This is a genomic window from Pseudomonas sp. YY-1, from assembly GCF_002843095.1.
GTDB classification, from domain to species: domain Bacteria; phylum Pseudomonadota; class Gammaproteobacteria; order Pseudomonadales; family Pseudomonadaceae; genus Aquipseudomonas; species Aquipseudomonas sediminis_A.
The window spans coordinates 70,565-96,567 of sequence record NZ_PJLX01000020.1 but is presented as its reverse complement, the minus strand read 5'-3'; the positions used below and the strand labels follow the sequence as shown (position 1 = coordinate 96,567).

At 63.1% G+C, this 26,003-nt stretch carries 24 protein-coding genes and 1 tRNA gene; 13 read left to right on the top strand and 12 right to left on the bottom strand.

Translation table 11 applies throughout. The annotated features are described in order from the left end of the window. Positions 1-312 precede the first annotated feature (312 nt). The gene (locus tag CXP40_RS22275) at positions 313-2,484 is read right to left on the bottom strand and encodes a TonB-dependent siderophore receptor (RefSeq protein ID WP_106735503.1); all 2,172 of its coding nucleotides are present in this window, start codon (positions 2,482-2,484) and stop codon (positions 313-315) included. A 195-nt stretch (positions 2,485-2,679) separates the two neighbouring features. On the opposite strand from CXP40_RS22275, the gene CXP40_RS22270 reads away from it, so the two are divergent. Together CXP40_RS22270 and CXP40_RS22265 are read left to right on the top strand one after the other, a co-directional pair. Continuing rightward, complete coding sequence (locus CXP40_RS22270; RefSeq protein WP_106735502.1) at positions 2,680-3,570, top strand: NAD(P)-dependent oxidoreductase; 891 nt, start codon at positions 2,680-2,682, stop codon at positions 3,568-3,570. After that, complete coding sequence (locus CXP40_RS22265) at positions 3,567-4,352, top strand: hydroxypyruvate isomerase family protein (protein ID WP_106735501.1); 786 nt, start codon at positions 3,567-3,569, stop codon at positions 4,350-4,352. The genes CXP40_RS22270 and CXP40_RS22265 overlap by 4 nt, the downstream gene beginning before the upstream one ends. 148 nt (positions 4,353-4,500) lie before the next feature. Here CXP40_RS22265 and CXP40_RS22260 read toward each other — a convergent pair whose 3' ends face one another. Beyond that, positions 4,501-6,681: a bifunctional diguanylate cyclase/phosphodiesterase gene (locus CXP40_RS22260; RefSeq protein WP_106735500.1), complete on the bottom strand. Its 2,181-nt coding sequence runs from the start codon at positions 6,679-6,681 to the stop codon at positions 4,501-4,503. 64 nt (positions 6,682-6,745) lie between these two features. After that, a complete protein-coding gene (locus tag CXP40_RS22255) occupies positions 6,746-8,914 on the bottom strand; it encodes a hypothetical protein (protein WP_106735499.1) in 2,169 nt (722 codons plus the stop codon). Positions 8,915-9,190: 276 nt separating this feature from the next. Between CXP40_RS22255 and CXP40_RS22250 the strand changes: the two genes are divergently transcribed. Further along, entirely contained in the window at positions 9,191-10,516 is a 1,326-nt protein-coding gene (locus CXP40_RS22250) for an MFS transporter (RefSeq protein ID WP_106735498.1), read from the top strand. 159 nt (positions 10,517-10,675) lie between these two features. Here CXP40_RS22250 and CXP40_RS22245 read toward each other — a convergent pair whose 3' ends face one another. Then, positions 10,676-11,653, bottom strand: a complete 978-nt coding sequence (locus CXP40_RS22245; protein WP_099525596.1) for a zinc-dependent alcohol dehydrogenase family protein — start codon at positions 11,651-11,653, stop codon at positions 10,676-10,678. Positions 11,654-11,824: 171 nt separating this feature from the next. Between CXP40_RS22245 and CXP40_RS22240 the strand changes: the two genes are divergently transcribed. Next, positions 11,825-12,526 carry an ABC transporter substrate-binding protein gene (locus tag CXP40_RS22240; protein WP_106735497.1) on the top strand — a complete coding sequence of 234 codons (702 nt, stop codon included), beginning with the start codon at positions 11,825-11,827 and terminating at the stop codon, positions 12,524-12,526. A gap of 83 nt (positions 12,527-12,609) precedes the next feature. Further along, positions 12,610-13,755, top strand: a complete 1,146-nt coding sequence (locus tag CXP40_RS22235) for a PQQ-dependent sugar dehydrogenase (RefSeq protein WP_106735507.1) — start codon at positions 12,610-12,612, stop codon at positions 13,753-13,755. A gap of 45 nt (positions 13,756-13,800) precedes the next feature. On the opposite strand, the gene CXP40_RS22230 is transcribed toward CXP40_RS22235, so the two are convergent. Beyond that, complete coding sequence (locus CXP40_RS22230) at positions 13,801-13,992, bottom strand: hypothetical protein (protein WP_003462311.1); 192 nt, start codon at positions 13,990-13,992, stop codon at positions 13,801-13,803. A 240-nt stretch (positions 13,993-14,232) separates the two neighbouring features. On the opposite strand from CXP40_RS22230, the gene CXP40_RS22225 reads away from it, so the two are divergent. From CXP40_RS22225 to CXP40_RS22215, 3 genes are all read left to right on the top strand, one after another. Beyond that, on the top strand, positions 14,233-15,075 hold the full coding sequence (locus CXP40_RS22225) for a S1 RNA-binding domain-containing protein (RefSeq protein WP_084342003.1): 843 nt from the start codon (positions 14,233-14,235) through the stop codon (positions 15,073-15,075). Positions 15,076-15,130: 55 nt separating this feature from the next. Further along, positions 15,131-15,205 (top strand) — tRNA-Thr (locus CXP40_RS22220). A 142-nt stretch (positions 15,206-15,347) separates the two neighbouring features. Next, positions 15,348-15,674 carry a hypothetical protein gene (locus tag CXP40_RS22215; protein WP_106735496.1) on the top strand — a complete coding sequence of 109 codons (327 nt, stop codon included), beginning with the start codon at positions 15,348-15,350 and terminating at the stop codon, positions 15,672-15,674. A gap of 1 nt (position 15,675) precedes the next feature. On the opposite strand, the gene CXP40_RS22210 is transcribed toward CXP40_RS22215, so the two are convergent. Further along, complete coding sequence (locus CXP40_RS22210; protein ID WP_106735495.1) at positions 15,676-16,725, bottom strand: GGDEF domain-containing protein; 1,050 nt, start codon at positions 16,723-16,725, stop codon at positions 15,676-15,678. A gap of 108 nt (positions 16,726-16,833) precedes the next feature. Beyond that, positions 16,834-17,244, bottom strand: a complete 411-nt coding sequence (locus CXP40_RS22205) for a GNAT family N-acetyltransferase (RefSeq protein WP_106735494.1) — start codon at positions 17,242-17,244, stop codon at positions 16,834-16,836. A 140-nt stretch (positions 17,245-17,384) separates the two neighbouring features. On the opposite strand from CXP40_RS22205, the gene CXP40_RS22200 reads away from it, so the two are divergent. The 3 genes from CXP40_RS22200 to CXP40_RS22190 are packed head-to-tail and all read left to right on the top strand — an operon-like array spanning position 17,385 to position 20,589. Beyond that, positions 17,385-18,173 (top strand): PP2C family serine/threonine-protein phosphatase, encoded by a 789-nt coding sequence (locus CXP40_RS22200; RefSeq protein ID WP_106735493.1) that lies wholly within the window; start codon positions 17,385-17,387, stop codon positions 18,171-18,173. A gap of 16 nt (positions 18,174-18,189) precedes the next feature. Then, on the top strand, positions 18,190-19,668 hold the full coding sequence (locus CXP40_RS22195; protein ID WP_106735492.1) for a serine/threonine-protein kinase: 1,479 nt from the start codon (positions 18,190-18,192) through the stop codon (positions 19,666-19,668). A gap of 15 nt (positions 19,669-19,683) precedes the next feature. Continuing rightward, on the top strand, positions 19,684-20,589 hold the full coding sequence (locus CXP40_RS22190) for an FHA domain-containing protein (protein ID WP_106735491.1): 906 nt from the start codon (positions 19,684-19,686) through the stop codon (positions 20,587-20,589). A gap of 143 nt (positions 20,590-20,732) precedes the next feature. Here the strand turns inward: CXP40_RS22190 and CXP40_RS22185 are convergent, their stop codons facing one another. The 3 genes from CXP40_RS22185 to CXP40_RS22175 all read right to left on the bottom strand — a co-directional run bounded on the left by CXP40_RS22185 (position 20,733) and on the right by CXP40_RS22175 (position 22,354). Beyond that, entirely contained in the window at positions 20,733-21,062 is a 330-nt protein-coding gene (locus CXP40_RS22185; RefSeq protein WP_106735490.1) for a DUF2025 family protein, read from the bottom strand. Between the two features lie 141 nt (positions 21,063-21,203). Further along, the gene (locus CXP40_RS22180; RefSeq protein ID WP_106735489.1) at positions 21,204-21,611 is read right to left on the bottom strand and encodes an NUDIX domain-containing protein; all 408 of its coding nucleotides are present in this window, start codon (positions 21,609-21,611) and stop codon (positions 21,204-21,206) included. A gap of 41 nt (positions 21,612-21,652) precedes the next feature. Continuing rightward, complete coding sequence (locus CXP40_RS22175) at positions 21,653-22,354, bottom strand: YebC/PmpR family DNA-binding transcriptional regulator (protein WP_106735488.1); 702 nt, start codon at positions 22,352-22,354, stop codon at positions 21,653-21,655. Between the two features lie 510 nt (positions 22,355-22,864). Between CXP40_RS22175 and CXP40_RS22170 the strand changes: the two genes are divergently transcribed. After that, positions 22,865-23,578 carry an NADPH-dependent F420 reductase gene (locus CXP40_RS22170; RefSeq protein WP_106735487.1) on the top strand — a complete coding sequence of 238 codons (714 nt, stop codon included), beginning with the start codon at positions 22,865-22,867 and terminating at the stop codon, positions 23,576-23,578. Positions 23,579-23,584: 6 nt separating this feature from the next. Here CXP40_RS22170 and CXP40_RS22165 read toward each other — a convergent pair whose 3' ends face one another. Further along, positions 23,585-24,319, bottom strand: coding sequence for a sulfite exporter TauE/SafE family protein (locus tag CXP40_RS22165; RefSeq protein WP_084342019.1), 735 nt, complete (start codon positions 24,317-24,319; stop codon positions 23,585-23,587). Positions 24,320-24,458: 139 nt separating this feature from the next. Here CXP40_RS22165 and CXP40_RS22160 point away from each other — a divergent pair, with 139 nt between their 5' ends. Continuing rightward, on the top strand, positions 24,459-25,352 hold the full coding sequence (locus CXP40_RS22160; protein WP_106735486.1) for an EamA family transporter: 894 nt from the start codon (positions 24,459-24,461) through the stop codon (positions 25,350-25,352). A gap of 82 nt (positions 25,353-25,434) precedes the next feature. Here the strand turns inward: CXP40_RS22160 and CXP40_RS22155 are convergent, their stop codons facing one another. After that, positions 25,435-25,974 (bottom strand): DUF1003 domain-containing protein, encoded by a 540-nt coding sequence (locus tag CXP40_RS22155; protein WP_106735485.1) that lies wholly within the window; start codon positions 25,972-25,974, stop codon positions 25,435-25,437. Between the last annotated feature and the right edge of the window lie 29 nt (positions 25,975-26,003).

Sequence of the window (26,003 nt, the reverse complement as noted above, 5' to 3'; positions counted from 1 at the left end):
AGAACTTAGTTTTTCAACAGAATCGGCCGATAGCCGCCTGTCATCCGGATTCCCATACTCTGCTCATCATCCACGGCCAGCACCATCAAAGGCATGGCTAAGATACTTTGTGACCAGCGCGGCTTTGGCGGGGGAGCGCCTCGGCACAGATGGTCGCGACTCCCAGCTTGCTTTGGTCGCCCAGAGGCTAATGGGGTTATTGCTGTTCAGGTCTGGGGTGTGGAATCTGTAGGGTCTTGATGCCGACGCTACCAGAACGAAAAAGGCCCCCGACGCTGGCGCATCGGGGGCCTCTGAGTGGTGCGCGAACAATCAGAACGCGGTTTGCACGCGTACGTAGAAGGTGCGGTAGGTGCCTTCCTCGGTCAGGCTGTTGCTTTCCAACAGGCCATTGGCGCCGTAGGTCGTGGCGCGGCTGTCCTCGTTCTGGGCGAACAGGTTGAGCACCGACAGGTTGAGGCTGGTGTTCTCGCTGAGTTGGGTGCGCGCGGAGATGTCGACACGACCAACCGCGTCTTGGTCGTTCTCTGCCGTCTTGCCCGAGCTCAGTCGGTATTTCTGGTTGTAGCCGCTGTTCCAGTTGTAGTTGACGCCGAAGGTGGTGCGCAGGCTGGCCAGGTAGTAGTCGGCGCCAGCGTTGAACAGGTAGTCCGGCTGATCGAGGAAGCGTCGGGTCTCACCAGTGGCTTCGCTCTTCAGGCGGGTGTGCACGGCGGTGGCGTTGGACCATAGCGTCAGTTGCGGCAAGCCGAGCACATCCATTGGCGCGCGTGCTTCCAGTTCCAGGCCGCTGGCCTGGCCATCGCCGGCGTTCTCCGGGCGGCTCAGCCAGCGGCCGTTGTTTTGCTCGCTGAGCACGTTTTCGATCTTGTCACTGAACTGGCGGTGGAACAGGTTGGCCGAGAGCAGGCCGCGTTGGTCGTTGAAGAAGTGATCCAGCCCCAGGTCGACGCCCCAGATGGATTCCGGTGTCATCCCCGGGTTGCCACCGGTATCGGGCCGGGCCAGGGTGCCGGAGTCGGTGGTGACGGTCGGGCTTAGCTCGCGCAGATCGGGTCGGCGCAATGTGCGGGCGATACCCAGGCGCCAGTCGGTGTTGGCACTGAGATGGCCGAGGTAGCTGATCGACGGCAACGGGCTGAGCTTGCTGGTCTGCTGCTTGGCACCGTTGAAGTCGCGGGTGCGGGTGTGGGCGTCTTCCAGGCGCAGGCCGTAGGTCAGGCTGTCGCCCCAGGGCAGCAGCCAGGTGTCCTGGGCGAACAGGTGGGTGATGTCCTCACGGATCTGGTAGATGCGCGCGGCATTGATGGGGCGGACCACGCCATTCTCGATGTTGCTGTTGTCTTCCTCGCGGGTGTCGCGGCGCGCCCCGGCGCCCCATTCGAGGCTGTGGGCGTCGAGCAGCGTCTTGACCTTGAGGGTGGGCGAAACCGAGGTCATGTGGATGTTCTCGTCGCGCAGGCGCGTGCGATCCAGGGTGCCGTTGGCCCGGTAGCGCTTGGCGTCGCGGGTGGTGTCCTCGTCGGCCTTCTGCAAGTCGAGGCTCAGCAGCAGCTCGGTGTCATCGCTCCACTGGTGCGTCCAGTCGCTGAGCAGGCCCAGGTTGGTACGCTTGCGCTCGCGGTCCTCGAACTCGGTACGACGCACCGCGTTCTGCGCAGTTTCCAGCTCGGCGGCGATGTCGTCGCGGTATTCGGTGGTCTTCAGGTAATCGAGCTGGAAGTTCAGGCGGTTGTCGTCGTTCAGGCGCAGCTCCAGCGACGGCAGGAAGTTGCCCTGCTCGAAGCGGCGCTCATTGGTGCCCAGTTCACCGCCATTAGTCCCGCTGTTGCTAAACACCAGCGAATCCTTGCTCTCGTTACGGCGCTGCAATTGCACGCCGCCGGCCAGGTTCAGCGTGACGTTGTCGTTGCCCAGGCTGTAGAAGACGGTGGCGTCCCCCAGGCCACCGTTGCTTTCCATATGCCCGGCACCGATGCCGATCTCGCCATTACCGCTCTTGGCGCGTTGTTTGAGAATGATATTGACGGTACCTGCAGCGCCCTGGCCCTCCTGGCTGGCCAGTGGCGAGCGGATGATCTCCACACGCTCGACCAGCGAGCTGGGGATGCGATCCAGCTGCACGCTGCGCTTGGAGTTGGCATCGAGTATGCGCCGGCCATTGACCAACACCTGCGCATACTCCGGGCCGATGCCGCGCAGTTGCACTTCACGGGCACGGTTGGCGCCGGCGAAGGAGACGCCGACCAGACGGCGCAGGGCATCGCCTAGCGGCTGGTCGCCAAACTGGTTGAGTTGCTCGGCCTCGATCACCGTTTTCGAATGGCTCGCATTGCGTCTTTCCGCGTGGGCGCGCTGTACGGCGTCCTCGATGGGGGCGCTGGAGATTTCCATGGATTCCAGGCTGATGACCTGGGCGGCAAGCGGTGCGCTGCAGCTGGCAAGCAGAAGACCCAGCAGAGCGTTCTTATTCCTGTTGTGCATGATGGCTCTTATCGTTTTAGATTTAATTAATGATAATTATTACTAAATGTATAAATCAATCATGCGCATAAGTATTTGTGAGGAGACGGGTTGAGGTCTGTCTCCGAGAGCGACTGATGGATGAAAGCTCCAGACGAAGCCCCCGTCGCGGTTAGTATTGGCTGATCGATTTTTTCACTACCTCTGGAGCCTTGTATGACCGCTTCACTGCCTGCCATCGCGTTCGCCGGTATCGGCCTGATGGGTCTGCCGATGACCCGCCGCCTGCTCGCTGCCGGCTACCCGTTGACCCTCTGGAACCGCACGCCGGACAAATGCACGTCGCTGCTCGAGCAGGGTGCGCACCGCGTGGAGAACCCTGCCGATCTATGCCGTGATGCCAATGTGGTGATGCTGTGCCTGGCCAATACCGAGGTGGTACGCGAGGTGGTGTTCGGCCCGGGTGGGGTCGTCGAAGGGGCAAGGCCGGGGCAGCTGCTGGTGGATTTCTCCAGCCTGGAGCCGGCTGCTACCCGTGAGATGGCCGCTGAGCTGGAAGCGCGCACCGGTATGCGCTGGGTGGATGCGCCGGTTTCCGGCGGTACGCCAGGGGCCGAGGCTGGTACCTTGGCGATCATGGCCGGTGGTCGCGAAGAGGACGTGGAGCGCATACGCCCGATTCTCGCGCACCTGGGCCAGCGCCTGACGCGCATGGGCGAGGTCGGCGCGGGGCAGGTGACCAAGGTGTGCAATCAGATGATCGTCGCTTGCAACGCCCTGGTGATCGCCGAAGTGGTGGCGTTGGCCGAGCGCTCGGGCGTCGATGCCAGCCTGATCGCTCCAGCACTGGCCGGTGGTTTCGCCGACTCCAAGCCGCTGCAGATTCTGGCGCCGCAGATGGCGGCCAGCCAGTTCGAGCCGATCAAGTGGCACGTGCGCACGCTGCTCAAGGACCTCGATACGGCGGTCAAACTGTCCCGCGAGCAGGGCAGTGCCACGCCCATGAGCGGCTTGGCGGCACAGTTGATGCGCCTGCACGGCAGCCAGGGCAATCTGGAGCGCGACCCGGCCACCCTGGTGGAAATGTTGCGGGAGCAATGCCCATGAAGATCGCTGCCAACCTGTCCATGCTGTTTACCGAGTTGCCACTGCGCGAGCGTGTGCTGGCGGCGATGACGGCGGGTTTCGAGGGTGTGGAAATTCAGTTCCCCTATGAACTGCCAGCGGTCGCGCTGAAAGAGGTGCTGGAGTTGACCGCGCTGCCGTTGGTGCTGATCAACGTGCCAGCGGGCGATCTGATGACCGGTGGTCCCGGCCTGGCCAGTGTGCCGGCGCGACAGGTGGAGTTCGACACCGCGCTGCAGGAGGCGCTGACCTACGCCGCCATGGCGCGCCCGGCCTGCATCAACGTGCTGCCCGGTCGCCTGGCTGAAGGCGTGAGCCGCGAGCAGGCGCTGGATTGCCTGGCCGCCAACCTGCGCAAGAGCGCCGAGGCTTTCGCGGCGCTGGGCATTCGCGTGCTGGTGGAGGCGATCAACCCCATCGATATGCCAGGCTTCCTGATCAATACGCCGGAGGATCTGGATACGCTGCTGCGCGCGGTGGATCACCCGAATCTGGCGGCGCAATACGACCTCTACCACATGGCGCGCCAGGGAATCGATGTGGCGGCAGGCATGCGCCTGCTGGCTGGGCGCATCGGCCATGTGCAGTTCGCCGATGTGCCGGGACGCGGTGCGCCGGGTACGGGTGAGTTGGCCTTTCCGGCGCTGCTCGGGGCGTTGCGTGACAGCGGTTACGGCGGCTGGCTGGGCGCCGAGTACAAACCGGGCGAGGTGGGCACGCAGGCCAGCCTCGGCTGGTTGGCGCAGTGGCAGCAGCGTAACTAGGGGCGCTGTGCGCACCGCGATTCGCATGGTTGTCGGCTGGATCGGTAATCGGTGTTTGGCTCGGTGCGCATGGCGCACCCTACGGCGTATCGGCGTATCGGCGTTTGGGTAGGGTGCGCCGCGCGCACCGGATGTTTGCCTCCAGATCCTAGAACCGCGTGCCGACCCGTTCCAGCGGCCGGTAATGCGGTGGGAAGAGGGCGACGATTTCCTCCAGCGGTACTGGTTTGCTGAACAGATAACCCTGCACCTGATCGCAGTCGCGCTCCTGCAGGAATGCCAGCTGTTCGGCGGTTTCCACGCCTTCGGCGACGACCTTCAGGTGCAGGGCGTGGGCCATGGCGATGATGGCGTGGACGATCTCGCGGTCCTGACTGGAGTGGGCGACGTCCTGGATGAAGGAGCGGTCGACCTTCAGCGTATCCAGCGGTAAGCGGCGCAGGTAGGCGAGCGAGGAATAGCCGGTGCCGAAGTCGTCGATGGACAGGCTGACGCCCAGCGCGCGAATGTTTTCCAGCAGGCCGATGGCGCGGTTGATGTTGCTCAGCAGCGCGCTTTCGGTCACCTCCAGTTCCAGGCAGTGAGCGGGGCAACGGGTCGCGTTCAACAACTGCTCGATGCGCCCGGGTAACTGATCGTTGGCCAGGTTCAGGGCCGAGCAGTTGACCGCGATCTTCAGCCCGGGATAGCCCATCTGATCAAGGCTGTTGAGGTCCAGGCAGGCGCGGCGCAGCACCCAGTTGTCGAGCACGTCGATGAAACCGTTGGCCTCGGCGATGCCAATGAAGCGTTCAGGGGTGAGCAGGCCATGCTGCGGGTGATGCCAGCGCACCAAGGCTTCGAGCTTGCTCAGCTCGCCGCTGCGCAGATCGATGATCGGCTGGTAGTAGAGAATCAGCCCGTCGTCCTGTTGCAACGCCTGGCGCAGGTCTTCTTCGAGTTGCAGCTCGTACGAGGCTTTCTGCTTCAGGTGCGGGTTGAAGAAGTGCACCACATTGCGGCCGCTGCCTTTGGATTGATACAGCGCCAGATCGGCATGTTTGAGTAGTTCGTCGGCGCTGCTGCCGTCCTGTGGGAACAGGCTGATGCCAACGCTGGTGGTCATCACGATCTTGCGCCCGGCCAGGCCAATCGGCTCTTTCATGTGCTCCAGCATGCGCGCGGCCAGGGCGCGTGGGTCGGCGGTGCTGTCGAGGCTGGCGACCACGCAGAACTCGTCGCCGCCGAAACGCGCGATGATGTCGCGCTCACGCAACGCGCTGCGAATGCGCTGTGCCACCACGCGTAACAGCTCGTCGCCGGCATCGTGGCCAAGGCTGTCGTTGATGCGCTTGAAGTGATCGACATCGAGAAACATCACCGCCAGGCTGCGGCCGGTCACCGCGCGCTCCTCCAGCGTGGCAGCGAATACCCGGTTGAAGCCGCGGCGGTTGAGCAGCTCGGTCAATGGGTCGAAATGCGCCACCTGCTCCAGCGAGGCCTTGGCCTGATCGAGCTGCACCAGCAAGGTGTTGACCCGCTGCAGGTCGCGCTCCTTGTCGTCGAGCTTGCGCCCGATCCAGGCTGCGGCCAGGCTCAGGCTGAGAATCAGCAGGGTGATGGAGGCGACGATCAGCACCAGTTGCACGCTGTTGTCGGCGCTGCGCAATTGCAGTGGAGTACCGTCTGGCACCACCAGGTTGAGCGCAGCCATGCCGGTGTAGTGCATCGAGGCGATGGCGGCGCCCATCACCAGCGCTGCCGAATATTTCATCCAGCGCTGTCGACGCGGCGAGCCATGGCGTACGTAACGGTTGAGCAGCAGCGCGGCGAAGCTGGCGCTGATGGCGATCACGATGGACAGGGTGAACAGGCCGCCGTGGTAGTAGGCCTGAGCATCCGAGCGGATCGCCGCCATTCCGCTGTAGTGCATGGCGCTGATACCCAGGCCGATGATGCTGGCGGCCAGCAGCTGCCGGCTGAGGCCGGGGCGCGGCATGACCATGTAATAAACGGCGAGAAGGGCAGCGGCCAGGGCCACCAATAGCGACAGCACCGTGGTGGCAAGGTCGTAGCGAATGGCGACAGGCGCCTGGAACGCCAGCATGCCGATGAAGTGCATGGACCAGATGGCACCCGCCAGGCACAGCCCGCCGAGCAGGCCCCAGACCTGGCGCATGCTGCGCCGTTGCACCTGATCGAGGTGCTTGGTGATGGTCAGCGTGCTGAGGCTGCCAACGCTGGCGATGACGTAGGACAGTGCCACGAGCCAGGGATCGTGTTCGCAATTGAGCAGGAGTTGGCCCTGCTCGGGTAGGTCTGCAAGAAAGCGGATCGAGAGTCCGTCCATAGTCACCCCGCTTGGCGGCGGCTAGCGTGCCCTGTTCAGTGAAGCACAGGCACGTCCGTACCGCCTATTTTCCATAGTCGTTGAGCGAGATCACCCGCGTTTTGCCGATGCGATGACGGTAGATCTCGCGCAGGTACTTGATCGCGTGTTTGACGCTTTCGCGCGACAGGCGGATGTCGTTGATCGAGACGAATTTTTCGGCGTCGTGGATCAGCTCGCGGTACTTCTTCTCGTACATCGGTTTGATCGCATACCAGTTGGTATCGAGGATCTTCGCCGGGTCTTCGTGCTCGTTGAGCATGGCGTCGAGCTGCGCCTCGTTGAAGCGCTCGGAGACGATGAAATCGAGCATGGCATCGTCCAGGCTGTCGTCGAAGCGATACTGGTCACGGGCGAAGCAGCGCTTGATGTAGGCGACGATCAAGGTCAGAAAGTCGTCCGACAGGCACGGGCTCTTGACGATCAGGGTGGTCAGCGACAGGTTCGCCGAGGCACCGATGACCAGCGCATAGCGCTTGAGCGTGGTGTTGGGGAAGAGGTTGTTGAGGTGGGTCTTGAGGCGGTTCAGGTCCATGTAGGACAGCTTGTAGTCCTTGGGCAGCGAGACGATCGACACCACCGATGAGCAATTCTTGAAGAAGTGCAGGTCGCTCAGTTGGGTGGCGTCGTAGCCGCTGGACTTGTACTGCTCCAGCGCCTGGCGATAGCGCTTGGATTCGATCGGCAGCAGGCTGATGCCCTCGATGGCCTGGGTGACCTTGTTGAAATGCGGCAGGTCGATGGAGCGGAAGAACAGGTCGTCGATGTTCAGCCGTGGCGGGCTTTGTTCCTTGTCCAGTACGCGGAATTTTTCCGAGAGCTGGACGTGCTGTTCGGGCACCACGGATTCGGCATAGGCGACGGCAACCGGGCCGGCCAGGCTCATGAACAGGTCGTTGGCGTCGAGGCGGATGGTCTCGCCGATGTCGATGCCGGCGCGGCGGAAGTAATTCTGGTCGTAGTCGCTGGTCACCGCCTGGGCGGTGAGGATGTTGAAGATCTGCTGCGAAATGTACTGGTTGGCGTGGCGCTCCATGGCGGTCACGTCGATGTTGTGGATGCTGCCGTCACCGCTTTCTTCGGCGTAGCGCATGATGTCGTTGGAGATCAGCATCATGGCGTTCCACGGGCGGATGCGGCGCATCACGCTTTCGGCGCTGCTCTGCTCGTTGTCGAAGTTGTAGGAAAAGTCCCATTCCTCGGCCAGGTACTTGCACAGCAGGCGCCCGGCGTTGATGTGCAGCGCCTCTGACATCTCGCTGCGCTGGTCGGAGATGTTCGGCAGGATGCAGATGCCGCTGGTGAAGATCGGTTCGAAGACGAAGCCTCCGCGTTCAGCTTCGTCGTCTTCCGGCGTCTTGCTGTCGAAGGTCTTGCTCATGTAGGCGAACTGCTGCGCCAGGCCGAACTCCGAGGCCATGCCCGAGCCGGTGCCGCCGCCAGCACTGAAAATGTAGAAGTACAGCCGCGACTGGTTGGCCTTGATGCCGCAGGAGTCGATCAGGTAGCTGTGGATGAACTTCCAGTCTTCGTTGGAGAAGCGCTGGGTGTCCTTGTTGAGGATGATCTTGGCCAGGTACTGGCCGAGGATCGGGGCGTTGCCGGCGCCACCGGCGTGCACCTCGGACAGGTCCATGATCTTCATCTTGCTGTAGTCGTCGAGAAAACCGCTGGTTTCTCCTTTACGCGAGAAGCGGATGCGCCCTTCGATGTCCTTGTCCAGATCGCCCAGCATCACCAGCGGTTCGATGAGGAATACAGGCTTGCTGCGCTTGCTCGGTGCGCGCAGCAGGTTGCTGCGAATCCAGCGACTGGGGCGTGAGGCCTGCTCGATGGCGGCGGTGGCTTCGCTATGAAACTCTTCCAGATAGAACTGCCGCGCGTTGTAGACCAGCGAGGCGACGTCCAGGGCGATGTTCGAGCCGCAGCGGCCAAGGCCGATCAGGCACACTGAAGGAAATTGCTGGATACGGCTCGACTCGCCCTCGTCCAGTGGTTCAGCCAGCGGGAAGACCATGTTGCGCAGGCCGTCGAGGTTATCGAGGATGCGTTCGATATCGCGTTCGGTGAAATACAGATACTGCTCGCCGGTTTCACTCAACACCGGTAGCGCGGGCGGCGCCAGCAGGTTATCGGCGATATCGGCCAGTGTGGCTTCCTTGGCGGGGGCTACGGCGTCTTTTTTTGTTTTCATCGGTGACAGTCCGGGCGAGTCAGTGGGGTGTTGGCCATTGGCCATAAAATGACCAACCCCATTGGTTCTAGCACGGAAAAAAGCACTTTGCCTTATTACCGCCGGATATTAGGCAGATTGGCATCCAGCGCCATCGATTTGCATAAACCAAGCAAATGGTCGCAGACAAAACCGGGCAGAGCCTCTAGATTGCGCATACCCAGCGTTCGGTGGGTGGCGCCAAGGTAGGTGCCACCGCGGTAGGCCGCACGCGGACAATAAAAAGGAAACCTTGTCGTGCAGCCCCATCAGCAAGCCTCGAATGCCTGGCGCATTCTTTTCCTGCTTTTCCTGGCCAACCTGTTCAACTTCTTCGATCGCACCATCCCTGCCATCATCATCGAGCCGATCCGCCTGGAGTGGAGCCTGAGCGACCTGCAGCTCGGCCTTATCGGCACCGCCTTCACCATCGTTTATGCCCTGGCCGGCATTCCGCTCGGGCGTATGGCTGACACCGGTGCACGGCGCAAGATCATGGGCTGGGGCCTGGCGGCCTGGAGCGGCCTGACCGCGCTCAACGGCATGGCCTGGAATTTCTGGAGCTTCCTGCTGATTCGCATGGGCGTCGGTATTGGTGAGGCCAGCTACGCACCAGCGGCTAATTCGTTGATCGGCGACCTGTTCCCGGCACACAAGCGCTCACGGGCCATGGGCATCTTCATGCTCGGCCTGCCGCTGGGGCTGCTGCTGGCATTCTTCACCATCGGCGCCATGGTTCAGGCCTTCGGCAGCTGGCGTGCGCCGTTTTTGATCGCCGCGGTGCCGGGGTTGATCCTGGCGTTGTTCCTGTTCTTCATCCGTGAGCCGGCGCGTGGTGCGGCGGAGGCCGTACGTGTCAGCAGCGCGCCGGTGGACAAGCCACTGCGCAAGGTACTGGCGATCCGCACTTTCTGGTGGCTGGTGCTGGCCGGGCTGGCGTTCAACTTCGCTTCTTATGCCTGCAACTCCTTCATGGTGCCGATGTTGCAGCGCTATTTCGGCCTGGGCCTGCAGAATGCAGCCATGGCCACCGGGGTGATCGTCGGGCTTACCGGCCTGTTCGGCCTGACGGCTGGGGGCTGGATCGCCGACAAGGTGCATCAGCGCTGGGGTAATGGCCGACTGCTGTTCGCGGCTTTCAGCATGCTGGTGGCTTGTATCTGCACGGGTTGGGCGCTAAGCGCCGGGCGGATCGAGACGGCTGTGTTCGTCGGGGTGTTCAGCCTGGGCTGGCTGTTCTCCTACAACTTCTATACCTGCGTCTACACGGCGATTCAGGACGTGATCGAGCCGCGCCTGCGGGCTACGGCCATGGCGTTGTTCTTCGCCGGCTTGTATCTGCTGGGCGGCGGCCTCGGTCCACTGGCAGTGGGTTGGCTGTCGGACCATTACGCGCAAGCGGCGATGCAGGCAGCGGGTGCCAGCGAGATGAACGAGGCGTTCAAGGCCGTCGGGCTACATGACGCCATGATCCTGATTCCGGTGGCGCTGTTTCTCACGCTATTGGCGTTGCTGCAGGCGGCGCGTTGCTTCCAGCGTGATGCGCTACGCATGCGTGAGGGGCTGGCTGCTGCTGTGGCGTGATGGTTAGGCGGTGCGCAAGGCACACCCCACGGTTTCGATGTGAAGCCGTAGGGTGGATGTCACTTTTTACATCCGCCAGAACGGTGGATCGGTAAAGCGTGATCCACCCTACGGTGCTGCGGAGGTAAGGTGCGCCATGCGCACCCATTGCTGCAGACCTCAGGGCACCAGCAGAATCTTGCCATCACGCTCGCCGCTGGCGGCAGCGGCTACGGCGTCCTTGATGTGCTCCAGGTCATAAGTCGCCGCGACGCGGGTCTTCAGTTTGCCGCTGGCGATCAGTTGCACCAGTTCGCCGAACACCTTCATCTGTTGCGCCGGGCTGGCCTGCTGGAACCACTTGGCCAGCCAGAAACCGCGCAGGGTCACGTCACGGAACACGAAGGAGGCCGGCGATACCTGACAGGCCTGACCACTCATCATGCCGTAGTTCACCAGCACGCCGCCGTTGGCCAGGGCCGCTGCCAGGTTATCGGTGCTGACGCCGCCGACCGCGTCGATACCCAGGCGAACTTCAGCGCCGCCCGTTGCTGCGCGCACGCGCTTGGCCAGGTCCGGGCCATCGACCAGCACCAGGTCACCGCCCTCGGCCTCGACACCGGCAATGGCCGAATCACGGCGCACCACGTTGATGGTCTTGAAACCGCGCAGCTTGGCCAGCTGAATCAGGTAGCTGCCGACACCCGAGTTGGCGGCGTTCTGGATCACCCAATCGCCTGGCTTGAGGTCGACGAACTCGCTGAGCAGCAGCGAGGCGGTTGGCGGGTTGACGGTAAGCATGGCCAGTTGCAGCGGGTCGGCATCCGGCAGCGGGATGAGTTTCTCTGCCGGGGCGTTCAGGGCCGTGACCCAGGTACCGCAGCCGACCGGCAGCAGCACGGTCTGGCCGACCTTGAAGTTGCTGACGCCTTCACCGAGCGCCTCGACCTTGCCGACTCCTTCGTTACCGCCCACGGCCGGTAGTGGCGGCAGCATGCCGTAGGCGCCGGTCAGGGTCAGCACGTCGGACGGGTTGATCGGTGCAGCCAATACCTTGACCCGCACCTGCCCGGCAGCGGGCTCCGGCAGTTGCAGTGGCACTGCGCTGATCACGTCTTGCGGTACCGGGCCGCGCTGTTGGTATTCGGCTTTGAGCATGGTCTTGGTCTCCTGAAGGCAGGCGCAAAATGCGTGCAGCCAGTCTAGCCTCGATAGGGCAAAGCGGAATGAATCAGCCGGCATCCACTCTGGTTATGAAGGTGGTCAGGCGTCTATGCTCTGGCGGGTCCGATAACGAGGTAGACGATGGCCAGATGGTGGCTGGGATTGATGCTGGTGTGCCTGAGCGCGACGGTTGCGGCCGAGGTGCTGCATGTCGGCTTTGGTACGCACAAGCCGCCTTATGTCTACGAAGGTGAGCCGCGTGGCCTGGAATATGAATTGGTGGAGCGTGCCGCGCGTAACGCCGGTTTTGAAGTGACCGCCTATTACGCGCCGATAGAGCGCCTGCACCTGATGCTGCGCCGCGGTGAGATCGATGCCATCACCACTACCCACGAGCGCAGTGGCGTGCAGGCCTTCTATTCGGACGTCTACATCCATTACCAGAACGTGGCAGTGGCGCTGGCCAAGCGCGGTTATCACATCGAGCAGATCTCCGACCTCAGCCAGTACGCGGTCAGCGCCTTCCAGCGTGCGCGACTGCTGATGGGGCCGGAGTTCGAGCGCATGGCCATGAACAACCCGCGCTACCGCGAGGAGGCGCTGCAGATCAATCGCAACCGTCTGCTCTACAGCGGCCGCACCGATGTGGTGGTGGGCGACGAGCGCATCATCCGCTACCTGGATCGCGAGGTGAACGACCAGGTCGACGTCACTCAGCCACTGGCCTGGTTCGAGATATTTCCGCCCACGCCATACAGCGTCGGCTTTCGCCGGGACGAACAACGTCGGCGCTTCGACGAGGGGCTACGCTTGCTGCGTGAGTCCGGGGAATACCAGCGCATCGAGCAGCGTTACCTGACGGACTGAAACCTGAGGAAACTTTTACGGGGCTGCCACGGTTGAGGGGCTGTTGCACTATGGCCGCTTGTCTGACGCCTGGAGACGCCATGATGCCGCGCCTTAAACCCCTCGCAGCCCTCGGTCTGGTCGCCCTGTTCGGTTACCAGTACAGCTTCGCCGAAGATCGCCAACTGAGCTCCGAGCTGGGGCCACTGAACGTTCACACCGTTGCCGAAGGTCTGGCCAACCCCTGGGCCGTCGCCTTTCTACCGGAGGGGCAGGGGTATCTGGTCAGCGAGCGGCCAGGTGTCTTGCGTCGGGTAAGTGCCGAGGGCGAAGTGTCCGAACCACTGCGCGGCGTGCCCAAGGTGTTCGCCGTTGGCCAGGGTGGCTTGCTCGACGTGGTGTTGTCGCCGGACTTCGCCAAGGATCGCCTGGTCTATCTGTCCTACGCCGAGGAGGGCGACGGCGCCGCAGGTACGGCCGTAGGGCGCGGCAAGCTGTCGGCCGATGCCATGGCGTTGGAAGGCTTCGAGGTGATCTTCCGCCAGCAACCCAAGCTGTCCAGCGGCACGCACTTCGGCTCGCGGCTGGTGTTCGACCGCGACGGCCATCTGTTTATCGCCCTGGGCGACAACAACAATCGCCCTACCGCGCAGGACCTCGGCAAGCTGCAAGGCAAGCTGGTGCGGATCTTCCCGGACGGGCGCATTCCTGAGGACAACCCCTTCACCAGCCGCGACGGCGTGCGCAAGGAAATCTGGTCCTACGGCCATCGCAATCAGCAGGGCGCGGCACTCAATCCCTGGAGTGGCCGCTTGTGGACCCATGAACACGGCCCACGTGGTGGCGACGAAATCAACATTCCCGAGGCCGGCAAGAACTACGGCTGGCCGCTGGCGACCCATGGCATCAACTATTCGATGCTGGCGATTCCCGAGGCGAAGGGCAAAACCGTGGAGGGCACCGAACCGCCGCATCATGTCTGGGAAAAGTCACCGGCCATCAGCGGCATGGCGTTTTACGATGCCGAGCGTTTCCCAGCCTGGCAGCACAACCTGTTCATTGGTGCGCTCTCCGGTCAGGCGCTGATTCGCCTGCAGCTCGACGGCGACAAGATCGTGCATGAGGAGCGTCTGCTGCAATCGCTCAACGCACGGGTACGCGACGTACGGCAGGGGCCGGACGGTTATATCTATGTGCTGACGGATGCGCCGAAAGGGCAGTTGCTGCGCCTGGGGCTGGCGAGCGAGTAAAGCAGGAGGGGGAGAGGCTGGGTGCGCATTGCGCACCCGAGGCGATCACTTCTTGCTGATGGTGATCTGGCGAGTGCCGCCGTAAGTCTGGCCGCTGACGCCCTTGGCGATCTGCTGGATCTCGCCGCCGCCCTGCAGGAAGGCAGCAATCTGCGCCTCGATGGACTCGCGGGTTTCCACGGCAGGGGCGGGTTTGCTGACTTTGCTGGAGGAGGACTTCACGCGCAGGGTGGCCATGACCTTGATCTCTTTCAGATGGGCGGCCGGCCATTATGCCTCAAGCAGCCTCTTCCTGCTTGGTTAATCGCCATGATGAATACCATAACGCCGCGCATGGGCGGCTTTTCGCGACAATTTATGGCTTGTTTCCCAGTTACTTACGCCACCAGTCGACCGGCCGTCGATTCGCCACGCCGCCAGCCCGGTCGCGGATTAACTCGGGTAGAATGGCCGGCTGTTTTGGTGAGGTGAAACGCGATGGCCTTGATTGGGCGGATGAATTCTTTGCAGGTGGTCAAGCACACCGACTTCGGTCTGTACCTGGACGGTGGTGCGGACGGCGAAATCCTCCTGCCCAAGCGCTACATCCCCAAGGACACGCCGAGCGAAGTCGAGGACTGGCTCAACGTGTTCCTCTACCTCGACAGCGAAGACAAGCTGATCGCCACCACCCTGAAACCGAAGATCCAGCTCGGTGAGTTCGCCAGCCTCAAGGTGGTGGACATCAATCGCGTCGGCCTGTTCTTCGACTGGGGCCTGCCCAAGGATCTGCTGCTCCCGCATTCCGAAGAGAAGCGCCCGCTGCAGATCGGCGACTACTGCGTGATCTACCTCTATCTGGACAAACGCACCCGCCGCCTCACCGCCACCGCGCGCCTGGATCGCCACCTGGACAAGGTGCCGGCCAACTACCAGGTCGGCCAGGAAGTCGATCTGCTGGTGGTCGAGCGTACCGATCTCGGCTTCAAGGCCATCATCGACGGCAAGCACTGGGGCCTGATCCACAAGAACGAGCTGTTCAAGTTCATCCGCAGCGGCATGCGCGAGAAGGGCTACATCAAGGAGCTGCGCGCCGACGGCAAGATCAGCCTGAGCCTGCAGCCCATCGGTCATGAAGCCGCCAGCGGCCTGGCCGAGCAGATCATCGAACGCCTGCGTGCGCAGGGTGGCGTGTTGGCGCTGGGTGACAAGAGCCCGCCAGAGCTGATCTCCGAGCATTTTCGGGTCAGCAAGGGCAACTTCAAGAAGGCCATCGGCGGTCTCTACAAGCAGGGGCTGATCCGCATCCACGACGACCGCATCGAACTACTCGACAGCTGATGCTCCAGCGACTTGAGCGCGAGCGTGGCAACTCGCATAATGCCGACGTTTTCCCGCCGGTGTAGCTCAGTCGGTAGAGCAGCGCACTCGTAACGCGAAGGTCGTAGGTTCGATTCCTATCTCCGCACCATGTCCAGCAAAGGGTCAGCTTCGGCTGACCCTTTGTCGTTTCAGGGCTGAAAATTCCCTCGTGTTGTTGTCAAAGCCGGTGTGATGATGGTTTTCGGGTTTCAGGCGGGCGATGCCTGGCCCCGCTCAGATGGGAGGTGCTCATGTTGAATCGTTCGCTTGTGTTGATCCTGACTACGATGTTGGCCGGTGCTGCGTTCGCTGATCAGCCGCAGACTATTCGCGTCATCCCCAAGAGCTACGTCAGCCCCGGTGCCAGCGGCAGCGTTTCGGGTTCGTCGAGTTATGAGCAGCACAACCTCTATGGCGGGCAGCGTCTGCCGCAGGGCAGCGTGCGTCAGGAAAGCAGCTATGGCAGCTATTCCAGCGAAACCCGTGATGGTATTCGCCAGAGCACCGAATATCCGGGCGGGCTGATCATTGAACGTCAACCGGGCAGTGGCAGTTATCAGCAACAGCGCAGTCGCTGATCTATCTGGGGTTGGCGGCAGCCTTGTTCTGATCGCCCGGCGCATCGGCGATCACCGCGCGATTGCGCCCCTCGCTCTTGGCTCGATACAGGCATTCATCTGCGCGCTGCAACCAGCCTTCCCAGTGTTCACCACTGTGCAAAATGGCGCCGCCGATGGAGACGGTCACCGCGCCGCCCGGGCTCTCCAGCTCATTGGCGACTCTGCTCAGCAGGTTTTGCGCAGCGGCGCGCAGGCCTTCGGCCTCGGTGTTGGGCAGCAGCAGGAGAAACTCCTCGCCACCAAAGCGGAACAAGCGATCTTCCTTGCGTGAGCAGCGTTTGATCAGTTCGACGAAGGCCACCAGCACCTGGTCGCCGACGTGGTGGCCGAAGTGGTCGTTGATCTGCTTGAAATGGTCCAGATCCATCACCAGCAGGCCGTAGCTGCCGCTGTGGCGGCGATGGCTGGCCATGGCGATCTTTAGTTCTTCATTCATCGCCCGGCGGTTGCGTGCGCCAGTCAGTGGGTCATGAATGGCCAGCGATTGCAGCTGGTCGCGCTGGGTGCGGGTGCGGAAGGCGAAGATGAAACTGAGCACACTGGCCATCATGCAGGTGACCAGGAACGACACCATCTGGTAATGGCTTTCGAACACGCTGCCGGGCACCAGCAGGGCGTGGCTGACCAGGCTGATCAGCACCACGGAGGTTGCCAGCAGCGCCTTGCCAGGCGTGACCATGAAGAAGTTGAAGAGAATGAGTGGGTAGATCCAGAAAAGGCCGTTGACCCCCAGGTTGATGGCGATCAGCGTGGCGCCGACCGAGAACACGGCGGCCAGGTAGATACCGGGTTTGACCGTGTCGCGGGTGACCCAGGCGTAGAGCACGGCGAACAGGGTGGAAAAGACGATGACGGTGTCGGCGATACCGACCAGGTAGTTGCCGTGCAGCAGGCGGTAGACGGCATAGGGCGAGATGCCGATGACCCCGAACAGCCCCATCAGGGTGATGATCGACAGCTGGAAGTCATTGCGCAGGCGCTTCAGCAAACGAGCAGTCTGGGTAGCCATAGCGTTTCTTTTCGTTGTTATGGAACAAGCATGCAGAGCTTTGACCGCTAATGGCAAGGGGCATTCCTGAGCAAAGTGCCAGTATTTTTGCCCTTGGCGACAGGTTGCTCAGTGGATACGCAGCGCGATAAGCGATTTTCCGCGTTGGTACCGGGCCAGCCGTTGGGCTAACTCGGTCGGCAGGCTCTGACAGCTCTCGAAGCCCTGGCTCTGATAGAAGGTGTGCAGCTCGGGGTGACAGAACAGCCAGACTGGCTCGGGATGTAGCGCCAGGCTGTGACTGAGCAATGCTGCTGCCACGCCTTGGCGCCGCAGCGCGGGGGCGACGAACAGGCCAGTCAGCCACTGTCCTCCCGCTACAGCACGAAGACTCAGGGTTGCGACGATCTCGCTGGCGTTTTCCGCCACCCACAGTTCACCCCCCGCCTGGCTGCGCATCGGCGAGCGGTGGTCGCGGTAGAACTTGTCGACCAGAGGTCGCAACTGCAGGGGCAAGCGGCGAAAACGCGGTGAGGTCATGGGTTCAGGTGGCGGATCTGGCGGCTTATTTAATCATCGCATTTTGGTTAACGGTTGCGCATTTACGGCCTTGCGGGCGGTGACAGCCCGTTCGCGTCACCGCATCATGGGGAATCGCATTTTGCTCAAGGATTCGCCGCGTGTCTCAGTCCTCCCCTGTATCCGTGGTGTTCGCTGCGCAAAGCGTTGCCGGCCAGGTACGCACGCATAACGAGGATGCTCTGGTCTGCCGTCCCGATCTGGGCCTGTGGGCGCTGGCCGATGGCATGGGTGGGCACGAGCGTGGTGAGGTGGCCAGTGCCTTGGCGCTGGAGGAATTGGTGAGCGCCGTGCAGCAGGGCGCGGAGTTGCCTGCAGCAGTGCATGCCGCCCACCTGGCGATCGCCGCGGCGGCGCAGCCCGCGGAGGGCGAGGCCGGCATGGGCAGTACCCTGGTTGCCGTGCGCCTGGACGGGGATGCGTTCGAGCTGGCCTGGGTCGGCGACAGCCGCGCCTATCGCATTGGCAGCGAACATATCGAGCAGCTCAGTCACGACCACAGCTGGGTCCAGGCCATGGTCGACGCGGGGCAGATGAGCGCCGAGCAGGCGCGTGAGCACCCGCGCCGCAACGTGATTCTGCAATGCCTGGGGCAGGTCGGACAGGCGCCTGAAGTCGGGCTGATGCGTGCCCGACTGGCGCCGGACGAACTGCTGCTGCTGTGCAGCGACGGGCTGACCAGCGAGCTCGACGACGTTGCCATCCAACGCTGTTGCGCCGAAGCGGCCACCCTGGAGGCGATGGTCGAACAACTGGTGGGGCTGGCTAATAGCCATGGCGGCAGAGACAATATCAGCTGCATCGTCCTGGGCCTTGGCCCGGCCGCCGTACCCCGCGAAGCGCCGACCCCCGGCCTGCTACGCAAGCTGTTCAAATCCCTTCAACCCTGAGCGCCAGTCGAGCCGCATGAGTCAGCCTGCCATCAGCGTACCTGGTTACAGCATTCACCATCGCCTGGGCAAAGGCGGCATGGCCGAGGTCTATCTGGCTACCGAACAGGCGCTGCAGCGCCAGGTGGCGCTCAAGGTACTGCTGCACCGCGAGGACGCAGTCTTTACCCAGCGCTTCATCAAGGAAGGCCATACCGTCGCCTCCCTGCAGCACCCCTCGATCATCACCATCTACCGCATCGACCAGTTGGACGACGGCCGCCATTTTCTCGCCATGGAGTACCTGGCGGGCGGTGATCTGGCTCAGTACAAGGGGCAGCGCCTGGAGCCGGTGCGTGCGCTGCGCATCGTCCGGCAGATTGCCAGCGCCCTGGTACTGGTACACGACAAGGGCCTGGTGCACCGTGACATCAAGCCCGGCAACATCCTCTTTCGTGACGATGGCACCGCGGTGCTCAGCGATTTCGGCGTGGCCAAGGAGTTGCAGCTCGACAGCGAACTGACCCAGTCCGGCATCGCCGTCGGCAGCCCCGCCTACAGCAGCCCCGAGCAGGCGCAGTGTCAGGCACTGGACGCACGCAGCGACATCTACAGCTTGGGCGTGATCCTGCTGGAAATGCTCAGTGGGTATAACCCCTTTCGCGGCGGCAACTACACCCAGACCCTGATGAACCAGCTGCAGCTGCAAGCGCCGCCGTTGCCAGAGCCGCTGGGCGAACTGCAATGGCTACTCGATCGCATGTTGGCCAAGGACCCGGAAGATCGCTTCTCCGACTGCCACGTGCTGCTGGCCAGCCTCGACGAGCTGCATGACGCCGATCAGGACCAGACCCGTCTGAGCCCGGCCGTCAGCCTGCCGCCTCGCCCATCCCGGCGGCGCTGGCTGCCCTGGGCCATGCTCGGCCTGCTGTTGCTCGGCCTGGGGAGTGCTGGCGGCTACTACTGGCAGTTGCAGCAGCGCATCAGCGGGTTGCTCGCGCTGGCCGAAACGCGCCTGAGCGAGGGGCAGCTGCTCGCCCCGGCGCAGGACAACGCCGATTACTATTTTCGCCAGGCCCTGGCCCTGGACGAAGGCAATGCCCAGGCCAGCGACGGCCTGCAGCGCGTGCTGCAGGCGCGTATCCAGCAGTATCTCGACCTGGCCGAGCAACGCCTCGGTGAGGGCTTGTTGGTCCTGCCCGAGGACGATAGTGCCGTGCATTACTTCCGCCAGGTGCTTGGCTGGGAACCGGACAATCTGCTGGCTCTGGCTGGCATCAACCGCGTGGCGCAGCGCTTCATCGAACAGAGCGAGGCGGCCTATGCGCGGCGCGAATACAACCTGGCGCTGGAACATGTCAAGCAGGGCCTCGAGGCCGAGCCCGACAATGAACGGCTGCTGGCCCTCTACGACAGCCATGAGCAGCGCGTGCGTCAGGCCGCGAGCCGCCCACGCAGCGCGCAGCCGGCCCAGCAGAACCCGATCAAGCGCTTGCTGAACAATCTATTCGACTGACCCGAGGCGACCACGATGCTCAGACTGCAGTTCCTGGATAACCGCCAAGCGCCGGTCTGGCTGACCGACGAACGCCTGACCATCGGTCAGGACAGCCGTAACCAACTAGTGCTTGGCGATGCCGGAATCGCCAGCTTCCACGCCGAGATCCGCCTGGACCACGGCTACTACTACCTGAGCGATGCCGGTCAGGGCGCCACCTGGGTCAACGACCAGCGCGTCGGTACACGCTTTCAGTTGCGCGACGGTGATCGCCTGCGCCTGGGCGCCGTCGAGCTGCAGCTGGTCAATCCGGCGAAAAGCGCGGCCAGACCCGAGGCTGCCGCGCCACGCTGGTTTCTGCAGGTGATCCAGGGCGAGCACCAGGGGCGCAAGTTTCATGTCCATGGCTCGATGACCTTCGGCCGTTCGAGCAAGTGTGAGCTGTGCTTCAGCGATCTGGAACTGTCGCGCCGGCATTGCGAGTTCTTTCTCAAGGACGACGTGCTGGAGATCAAGGACCTCGCCTCGGCCAACGGCGTGCTGGTCAACCAGCAGAGGGTCAGGACCGCCGTGCTGCAACCGGGTGATCAATTGAAGATGGGCACGGTGACGCTACTGGTGATCGGGCCGAAGGTGAACGTGAGTGATGCGCCCGACGAGGATGCCACCCAGTTCATGCGCGTGGCGGACCTGCCGCCAGCTTTGGCTGCCAAGGCAGCTGGCGGCGGCGCTACGCAGATCGCCCCGGTGCCGCAGGTAGCACGCGTCAGCGCCAAGGCAGCGCCGGCGGCGGCCAATCCGCTGCGTGCGGCTCAGACCAAGCCGGCCCCCCTTGCCGCGCCACCTGCGGCCAGTGCGGGCAAGCTGTGGCTGGGTGGGATCGTACTGCTGCTGATCGGCGTAGGCCTCGGTGCTGTCGCCATGCGGCTATTGGGCTGAGGCGGCGCGCGTCACCCGATAGAGCCGGCATGGCGGGTTGCACCCGCCCTACGGGGTAGCGCTCGTGGCGTAGGGCGGGGGTACCCCGCCGTTGTGGTCCCGGTGGGTTGGTGCGCACCGAATGCCTCGAAACACGCTGAATCTCAGGCCGGCGTCAGGCGTCGCCGCTCCGCACGGATCTCCGGCAAATCGCTGCGGCGCAGGTAGACGCGCAGCGGATCACCGAGATTCACTCGATCATCGATGCGTTGCTCCTGCAGCCAGGCCAGACGTTGGCGATCCAGGCGCATCAGTTCGCCCTCGTCAGCGTGCCAGACGTATTCGCAGGTAGGCGTGATGGTTTCGGCCGGTACGTCGAGACCGAAGCTGTCTTCGGAGAATCGCAGCAGGTACTGCTCGGTCTTGGCGTTGAAGCCGACGAAACCCTGCAACTGGTCGGCAGCCTCGCAGATTTGGGCGGACGTGATACTCATGGCAAACCTCGTTTCCTGTGGGGTTTGCAGGCAAGGCGAATGGTTTTGTTTATCGGCGCAGCCTAATCGCTGGTGTTGTCACCCGCGTTGTCGTGGATCAAGAAACTGCCGCGAGCGGTTTTGATGCCGCGAGCAACGCTCTTACACTGACGGCAGCCGTTTCAGGGTCGGCAGCACCTGATCGCGCAGAAGTGGCGCCAGGTCGTCAGGAAGGGGCAGGGAAGTATCGAGCCAGCGCAGTTCCTCCAGCTCGGCGGCGGGCTGAACGGCATGGGGGAGGGCGGCGCGAAAGATGTCTGCCTGCACCCAGGTATCGGCTTCGTTGGCGGCGGGCGCCTGGAACTGACCGAGTGGTTGCAGTGCGCCGGCCTGTAGTTGCAGCTCCAACTCTTCGAGCAGCTCACGCTGAAGCGCAGACAGCGCATCTTCGCCCGGTTCGCGTTTACCGCCAGGCAGCATGAAGAATCGGGTGTTGCGCTTGCGCACGAGCAGCAGGCGGCCTTGTTCGTCGAACAGGCAGGCGGCGGCAATTTGCAGGGTGGTTGGCATGGGAGCAGCGTTGGGCGCCCAATTCGGGCGCCCAGCGAACATCAGCCAGCGAGGCCGACATAGACGTTCTGCACGTCGTCATGGCCGTCGATGGCTTCGAGGAAGGCTTCGACTTCTTCCATCTGCTCCGGCGTCAGACTGCTTACCGGGTTTTTCGGGCGGTAGCCGAGCTTGGCCGAGTTGACGGTGAAACCCTGTTCCGGCAGTGCCTTGCACACGGCGTCGAGGTCGGTCGGGTCGGTGATGAACAGGGTCGAGCCCTCGTCATCGGGCACGAAGTCCTGGGCGCCGGCTTCGATGGCCGCCAGTTCCGGGTCAGCGCCTTCTTCGGTAGTGGCTTCGATCAGGCCAACGTGGTCGAAGTCCCAGCTGACCGAGCCGGAAGCGCCGAGCTGGCCCTTGCGGAACAGCACGCGAATCTCGGCGACGGTGCGGTTGACGTTGTCGGTCAGGCACTCGACGATCACCGGCACCTGATGCGGGGCGAAGCCTTCGTACAGGGTGCGCTCGTAGTTGATCACTTCACCGGACAGGCCCGCACCTTTCTTGATGGCACGCTCCAGGGTGTCCTTGGGCATCGAGGCTTTCTTGGCCTGGTGCACGGCCAGGCGCAGCTTGGGGTTCATGTCCGGGTCGGCGCCGTTGCGCGCGGCGATCATGATTTCCTTCACCAGCTTGCCGAAGATCTTGCCTCGGGCATTGGCGGCGGCTTCTTTGGGTTTGGCTTTCCACTGGGCGCCCATCTGGGATCTCCTGGCCGATAGGTGAGACGGCGTCGCAGCGCGCAGGAGCGGCCGGACGATCACTTAGGCTGCGGATTCTAGTGCCTTGCGGCGCTGGCGGCACGCGCAATTTCCCGGATGGTGTTTTTACGCTGGGGCTTGCCGACGCAGCGAGCTGCGCCGGCAAGTAGGGGCTCAGGCGTTCGGCGAGTGGCTGCCGAGCAGGGTTTGGCCATGTTTCTTCTCGCGCTTGGCCATACGCTTCTCGTGCGCCGTTTTCAGCGGCTTCTTCTTGCCTTCTTTGTGTGAATCCATGCTTTTGCTCATGGTCGTGTCTCCGGGAAGCAGGTCATTGACTGGGGGGACGCGTTCGGGTCACTGCCACCTCCTCGGCTCCTGCAGCCGACTGCATTGCGGTATCGCCTTTCAAGCATAGCTGGCGGGCAACACTCTGTTGCGAATCGTTGGCCGTCAGGGGGGCTGGCTTTTTCTATGCTTGCTCTTCGTCGTCACTCGCTCGAGGAGCTCAACATGTCCCGTTTACTTCACCGTTTCGCCGTCGCGCTCGGCCTGCTTGTGCTGATGGGTGGCGCCCCGGTGCTGGTGCAGGCAGACACTTTGCGTATCGGCATCATCGGTACCGGTAATATCGGCAGCCCGTTGGCACGGCTGTGGGTCGAAGCGGGGCATGAGGTGATGATCTCGTCGCGACATCCCGAACGCCTGCAGCCGTTGGCCGATGAGCTGGGCGAGCGTGCCCGTGTCGGCACTCCGCGTGAGGCGGCGGCATTTGGCGAGGTGATCATGTTGGCGGTGCCCTACGGCGCGACGCCGCAAGTTGGCCGTGACTACGCCACTGAGCTGGCCGGAAAAGTGGTGCTGGACGCCGGTAATCCGCGCCTTGGGCGCGACGGGGCGATGGCCGAAAAAGCGGTCGAAATGGGCGCCGGGTTGGCCTCGCAGCAGTTTCTGCCGGGCGTGCGCCTGGTGCGCGCGTTCAATGCCATCGCCGCCTACAACCTGCGCAGCCAGGCACATCGCGACGGCGAAAAGCTCGCCATCCCCCTGGCGGCCGATGATCAGGCCGCGCTCGAGGTAGCCGCACGTCTGGTGACCGATGCCGGCTTCGACCCGGTAATAGTCGGGCCGCTGGCCAGTGCCAAGTCCTTCGATTTCAACAGCGGCGTGTCGGCGCGCATGCCTACCGCTCGTGAGTTGCGCGAGCTGCTGGGGTTGCAGCCTTAGCCGGTGTCAGAGGTAACGCCAAATCAGCTGCACGCCCGCCAGCAGAATGCCCAACCGGGCGATGCGGTAGAACCACAGGTGGTTGACCCGCGATTGCAGCCACAAACCGCTCCACACGCCCAGTGGCACGATGGGCGCGAGCATCAGGCTCAGCAGCAGATTCTCCTGAGTGAACTGACCCAGCGCGGCGTAGGGAAACAGCTTCGCTGCGTTGGTCAGCAGGAAGAACAGGTTGATGGTGGCGACGAAACGCACCTTTTCCAGTTGCTGCGGCAGCAGGTGCATCATCACCGGCGGGCCACCGGCGTGGGCGACGAAGCTGGTGAAGCCGGCCAGGCTCGACAGCAGTGTGCCGCGTCCTTTATGCAGCGGGCGGGGTGCCTGGTTGCCAACTACCAGGCCGAGCCCGACGAAGATAATGGCGATGGCGCCGATCAGCAGGCCGATGGCGCGCTCGTCGAACAAACCGAAAGTCATCGAGCCGATGGCGATGCCAATGACCGCGCCTGGCAGCATGACCTTGAGGTTGGCCGTATCCCACTTGCCCCAGTAGGCCTTGAGGCCCACCACATCGGCCAGGCAGAGAATCGGCAGCATGACCGCCACCGCCTGTTTCGGCGACGTGGCCAGTGCCAGCAACGGCACGGCGATGCCGCCCAGGGCGCCACCGAAGCCACCCTTGGACAGCCCGGTGAGAAACACTGCCGGCAAGGCGAACAGAAGGAAATCGTGCAGAGTCATGGGTTTGGCGTACCACTACAGAAGCGCGCAGGTTAGCAGCCGGCAGTGGCTGTGTGGCTTTTTTCCTCGGCCTCTGTGTCTGTCTGCTACGGGGTGAGGCTGGTCTAATGCCGGCTCACTCAACTCGAGATTTGTGCTCATGACGCCCAAGGATCTGCTGCTGGCGCTGCTGGTGATCGTCGTCTGGGGGCTGAACTTCGTGGTCATCAAGGTCGGCCTGCACGGCATGCCGCCGATGCTGATGGGCGCCCTGCGTTTCATGCTCGCGGCGTTTCCGGCGATTCTCTTCGTGCGTCGGCCGCAGGTGCCGCTACGCTGGATGCTGGCCTATGGCATGACCATTTCTGTGGGGCAGTTCGCCTTTCTCTTCTATGCCATGTACGTCGGTATGCCGGCTGGTCTGGCGTCTCTGGTGCTGCAGTCGCAGGCGTTCTTCACCCTGTTCTTCGCCGTGCTGTTTCTCGGCGAGCGGCTGCGCGGCAGCAACCTGTTCGGCTTGCTGGTGGCGGCCAGTGGCCTGGTGTTGATCGGTCTGCAGGGCGGGCAGGCGATGACCCTGGCCGGCTTTGCCCTGACCATCGCCGCTGCCTCGATGTGGGCGCTGGGCAACGTGGTCACGCGCAAACTGGGCAAGGTCAATCTGGTCGGCCTGGTGGTCTGGGGCAGCCTGATTCCGCCCTTGCCGTTTCTGGCGTTGTCGCTATGGCTGGAAGGACCGGAGCTGATCAGCCAGTCGCTGCGTAACCTCAGCCTGGACTCGCTGCTGGTACTGGCTTACCTGGCATTCGGCGCCACCATTCTCGGTTACGGGCTCTGGAGTCGTCTGCTGTCGCGTTACCCGGCCAGCCAGGTGGCGCCGTTCTCGCTGCTGGTGCCGGTGGTGGGGATCAGCTCCTCGGCGCTGTTGCTCGATGAGCGCCTCGGCAGCTTGCAGATGGTCGGTGCGGCGCTGGTGATGGCCGGGCTGCTGATCAACGTGTGGGGCGGGCGCTTGCTCGATAGTTGGCGGCAGCGCGAGCCGACGCTGCCGTAGGGTGCGCTGCGCGCCTGGCCTGAATGCCTGAAACTCTGGTGCGCACGGCGCACCCTACGGTGCAAATGCGACCCGTGTCGGCTCAGTCTCGCGGGCGTTTCTCCGGCAGGCGTTCGAGAATCTGGTCCAGACGTTGCTGGATGCGTTGGTCGATCTTCTCGTGCAGGCGCATGATTTCCAGCTCGGCGCGCAGGTTCACTTCGAAGTCCAGGCTCGCGGCCAGGCGATCCTTAGCCGCCTGACGGTTCTGGCTCATCATGATGATCGGCGCCTGGATGGCCGCCAGGGTCGACAGCATCAGGTTGAGGAAAATGTAAGGGTAGGGGTCGAAGGCCATGCCGAAGTGCGACAGCACGTCGGTGTTGAGCAGCATCCAGCCGAGCATGGTCAGCGAAAAACAGATGATGAAGGTCCATGAGCCGCCGACCGATGCGACCCGATCGGAAAGCCTCTCGCCGAAAGATGATTGTTCATCCGACGCGTCGGCAGCATCGCGGCTGATGGGGCGACGCTGGCGAATCTGTTCGAGCACATGGCTTTCTTCCGGCTCGAGTTCGTGGATTGCCTTGCCAAGCAGATTCTGGGCGAGTTGTTGCAGTGGGTGCGAGGTGCTGTTGCTCATCGTGGCCATTCATCCGAGGCAGAGACGTC

Excerpts from the sequence above, each read along its gene's own strand:
- CXP40_RS22275 (WP_106735503.1), bottom strand. The coding sequence starts at position 2,484 with ATGCACAACAGGAATAAGAACGCTCTGCTGGGTCTTCTGCTTGCCAGC.
- CXP40_RS22270 (WP_106735502.1), top strand. The coding sequence starts at position 2,680 with ATGACCGCTTCACTGCCTGCCATCGCGTTCGCCGGTATCGGCCTGATG.
- CXP40_RS22265 (WP_106735501.1), top strand. The coding sequence starts at position 3,567 with ATGAAGATCGCTGCCAACCTGTCCATGCTGTTTACCGAGTTGCCACTG.
- CXP40_RS22260 (WP_106735500.1), bottom strand. The coding sequence starts at position 6,681 with ATGGACGGACTCTCGATCCGCTTTCTTGCAGACCTACCCGAGCAGGGC.
- CXP40_RS22255 (WP_106735499.1), bottom strand. The coding sequence starts at position 8,914 with ATGAAAACAAAAAAAGACGCCGTAGCCCCCGCCAAGGAAGCCACACTG.
- CXP40_RS22245 (WP_099525596.1), bottom strand. The coding sequence starts at position 11,653 with ATGCTCAAAGCCGAATACCAACAGCGCGGCCCGGTACCGCAAGACGTG.
- CXP40_RS22240 (WP_106735497.1), top strand. The coding sequence starts at position 11,825 with ATGCTGGTGTGCCTGAGCGCGACGGTTGCGGCCGAGGTGCTGCATGTC.
- CXP40_RS22235 (WP_106735507.1), top strand. The coding sequence starts at position 12,610 with ATGCCGCGCCTTAAACCCCTCGCAGCCCTCGGTCTGGTCGCCCTGTTC.
- CXP40_RS22230 (WP_003462311.1), bottom strand. The coding sequence starts at position 13,992 with ATGGCCACCCTGCGCGTGAAGTCCTCCTCCAGCAAAGTCAGCAAACCC.
- CXP40_RS22225 (WP_084342003.1), top strand. The coding sequence starts at position 14,233 with ATGGCCTTGATTGGGCGGATGAATTCTTTGCAGGTGGTCAAGCACACC.
- CXP40_RS22215 (WP_106735496.1), top strand. The coding sequence starts at position 15,348 with ATGTTGAATCGTTCGCTTGTGTTGATCCTGACTACGATGTTGGCCGGT.
- CXP40_RS22210 (WP_106735495.1), bottom strand. The coding sequence starts at position 16,725 with ATGGCTACCCAGACTGCTCGTTTGCTGAAGCGCCTGCGCAATGACTTC.
- CXP40_RS22205 (WP_106735494.1), bottom strand. The coding sequence starts at position 17,244 with ATGACCTCACCGCGTTTTCGCCGCTTGCCCCTGCAGTTGCGACCTCTG.
- CXP40_RS22195 (WP_106735492.1), top strand. The coding sequence starts at position 18,190 with ATGAGTCAGCCTGCCATCAGCGTACCTGGTTACAGCATTCACCATCGC.
- CXP40_RS22190 (WP_106735491.1), top strand. The coding sequence starts at position 19,684 with ATGCTCAGACTGCAGTTCCTGGATAACCGCCAAGCGCCGGTCTGGCTG.
- CXP40_RS22185 (WP_106735490.1), bottom strand. The coding sequence starts at position 21,062 with ATGAGTATCACGTCCGCCCAAATCTGCGAGGCTGCCGACCAGTTGCAG.
- CXP40_RS22180 (WP_106735489.1), bottom strand. The coding sequence starts at position 21,611 with ATGCCAACCACCCTGCAAATTGCCGCCGCCTGCCTGTTCGACGAACAA.
- CXP40_RS22175 (WP_106735488.1), bottom strand. The coding sequence starts at position 22,354 with ATGGGCGCCCAGTGGAAAGCCAAACCCAAAGAAGCCGCCGCCAATGCC.
- CXP40_RS22170 (WP_106735487.1), top strand. The coding sequence starts at position 22,865 with ATGTCCCGTTTACTTCACCGTTTCGCCGTCGCGCTCGGCCTGCTTGTG.
- CXP40_RS22165 (WP_084342019.1), bottom strand. The coding sequence starts at position 24,319 with ATGACTCTGCACGATTTCCTTCTGTTCGCCTTGCCGGCAGTGTTTCTC.
- CXP40_RS22160 (WP_106735486.1), top strand. The coding sequence starts at position 24,459 with ATGACGCCCAAGGATCTGCTGCTGGCGCTGCTGGTGATCGTCGTCTGG.
- CXP40_RS22155 (WP_106735485.1), bottom strand. The coding sequence starts at position 25,974 with ATGAGCAACAGCACCTCGCACCCACTGCAACAACTCGCCCAGAATCTG.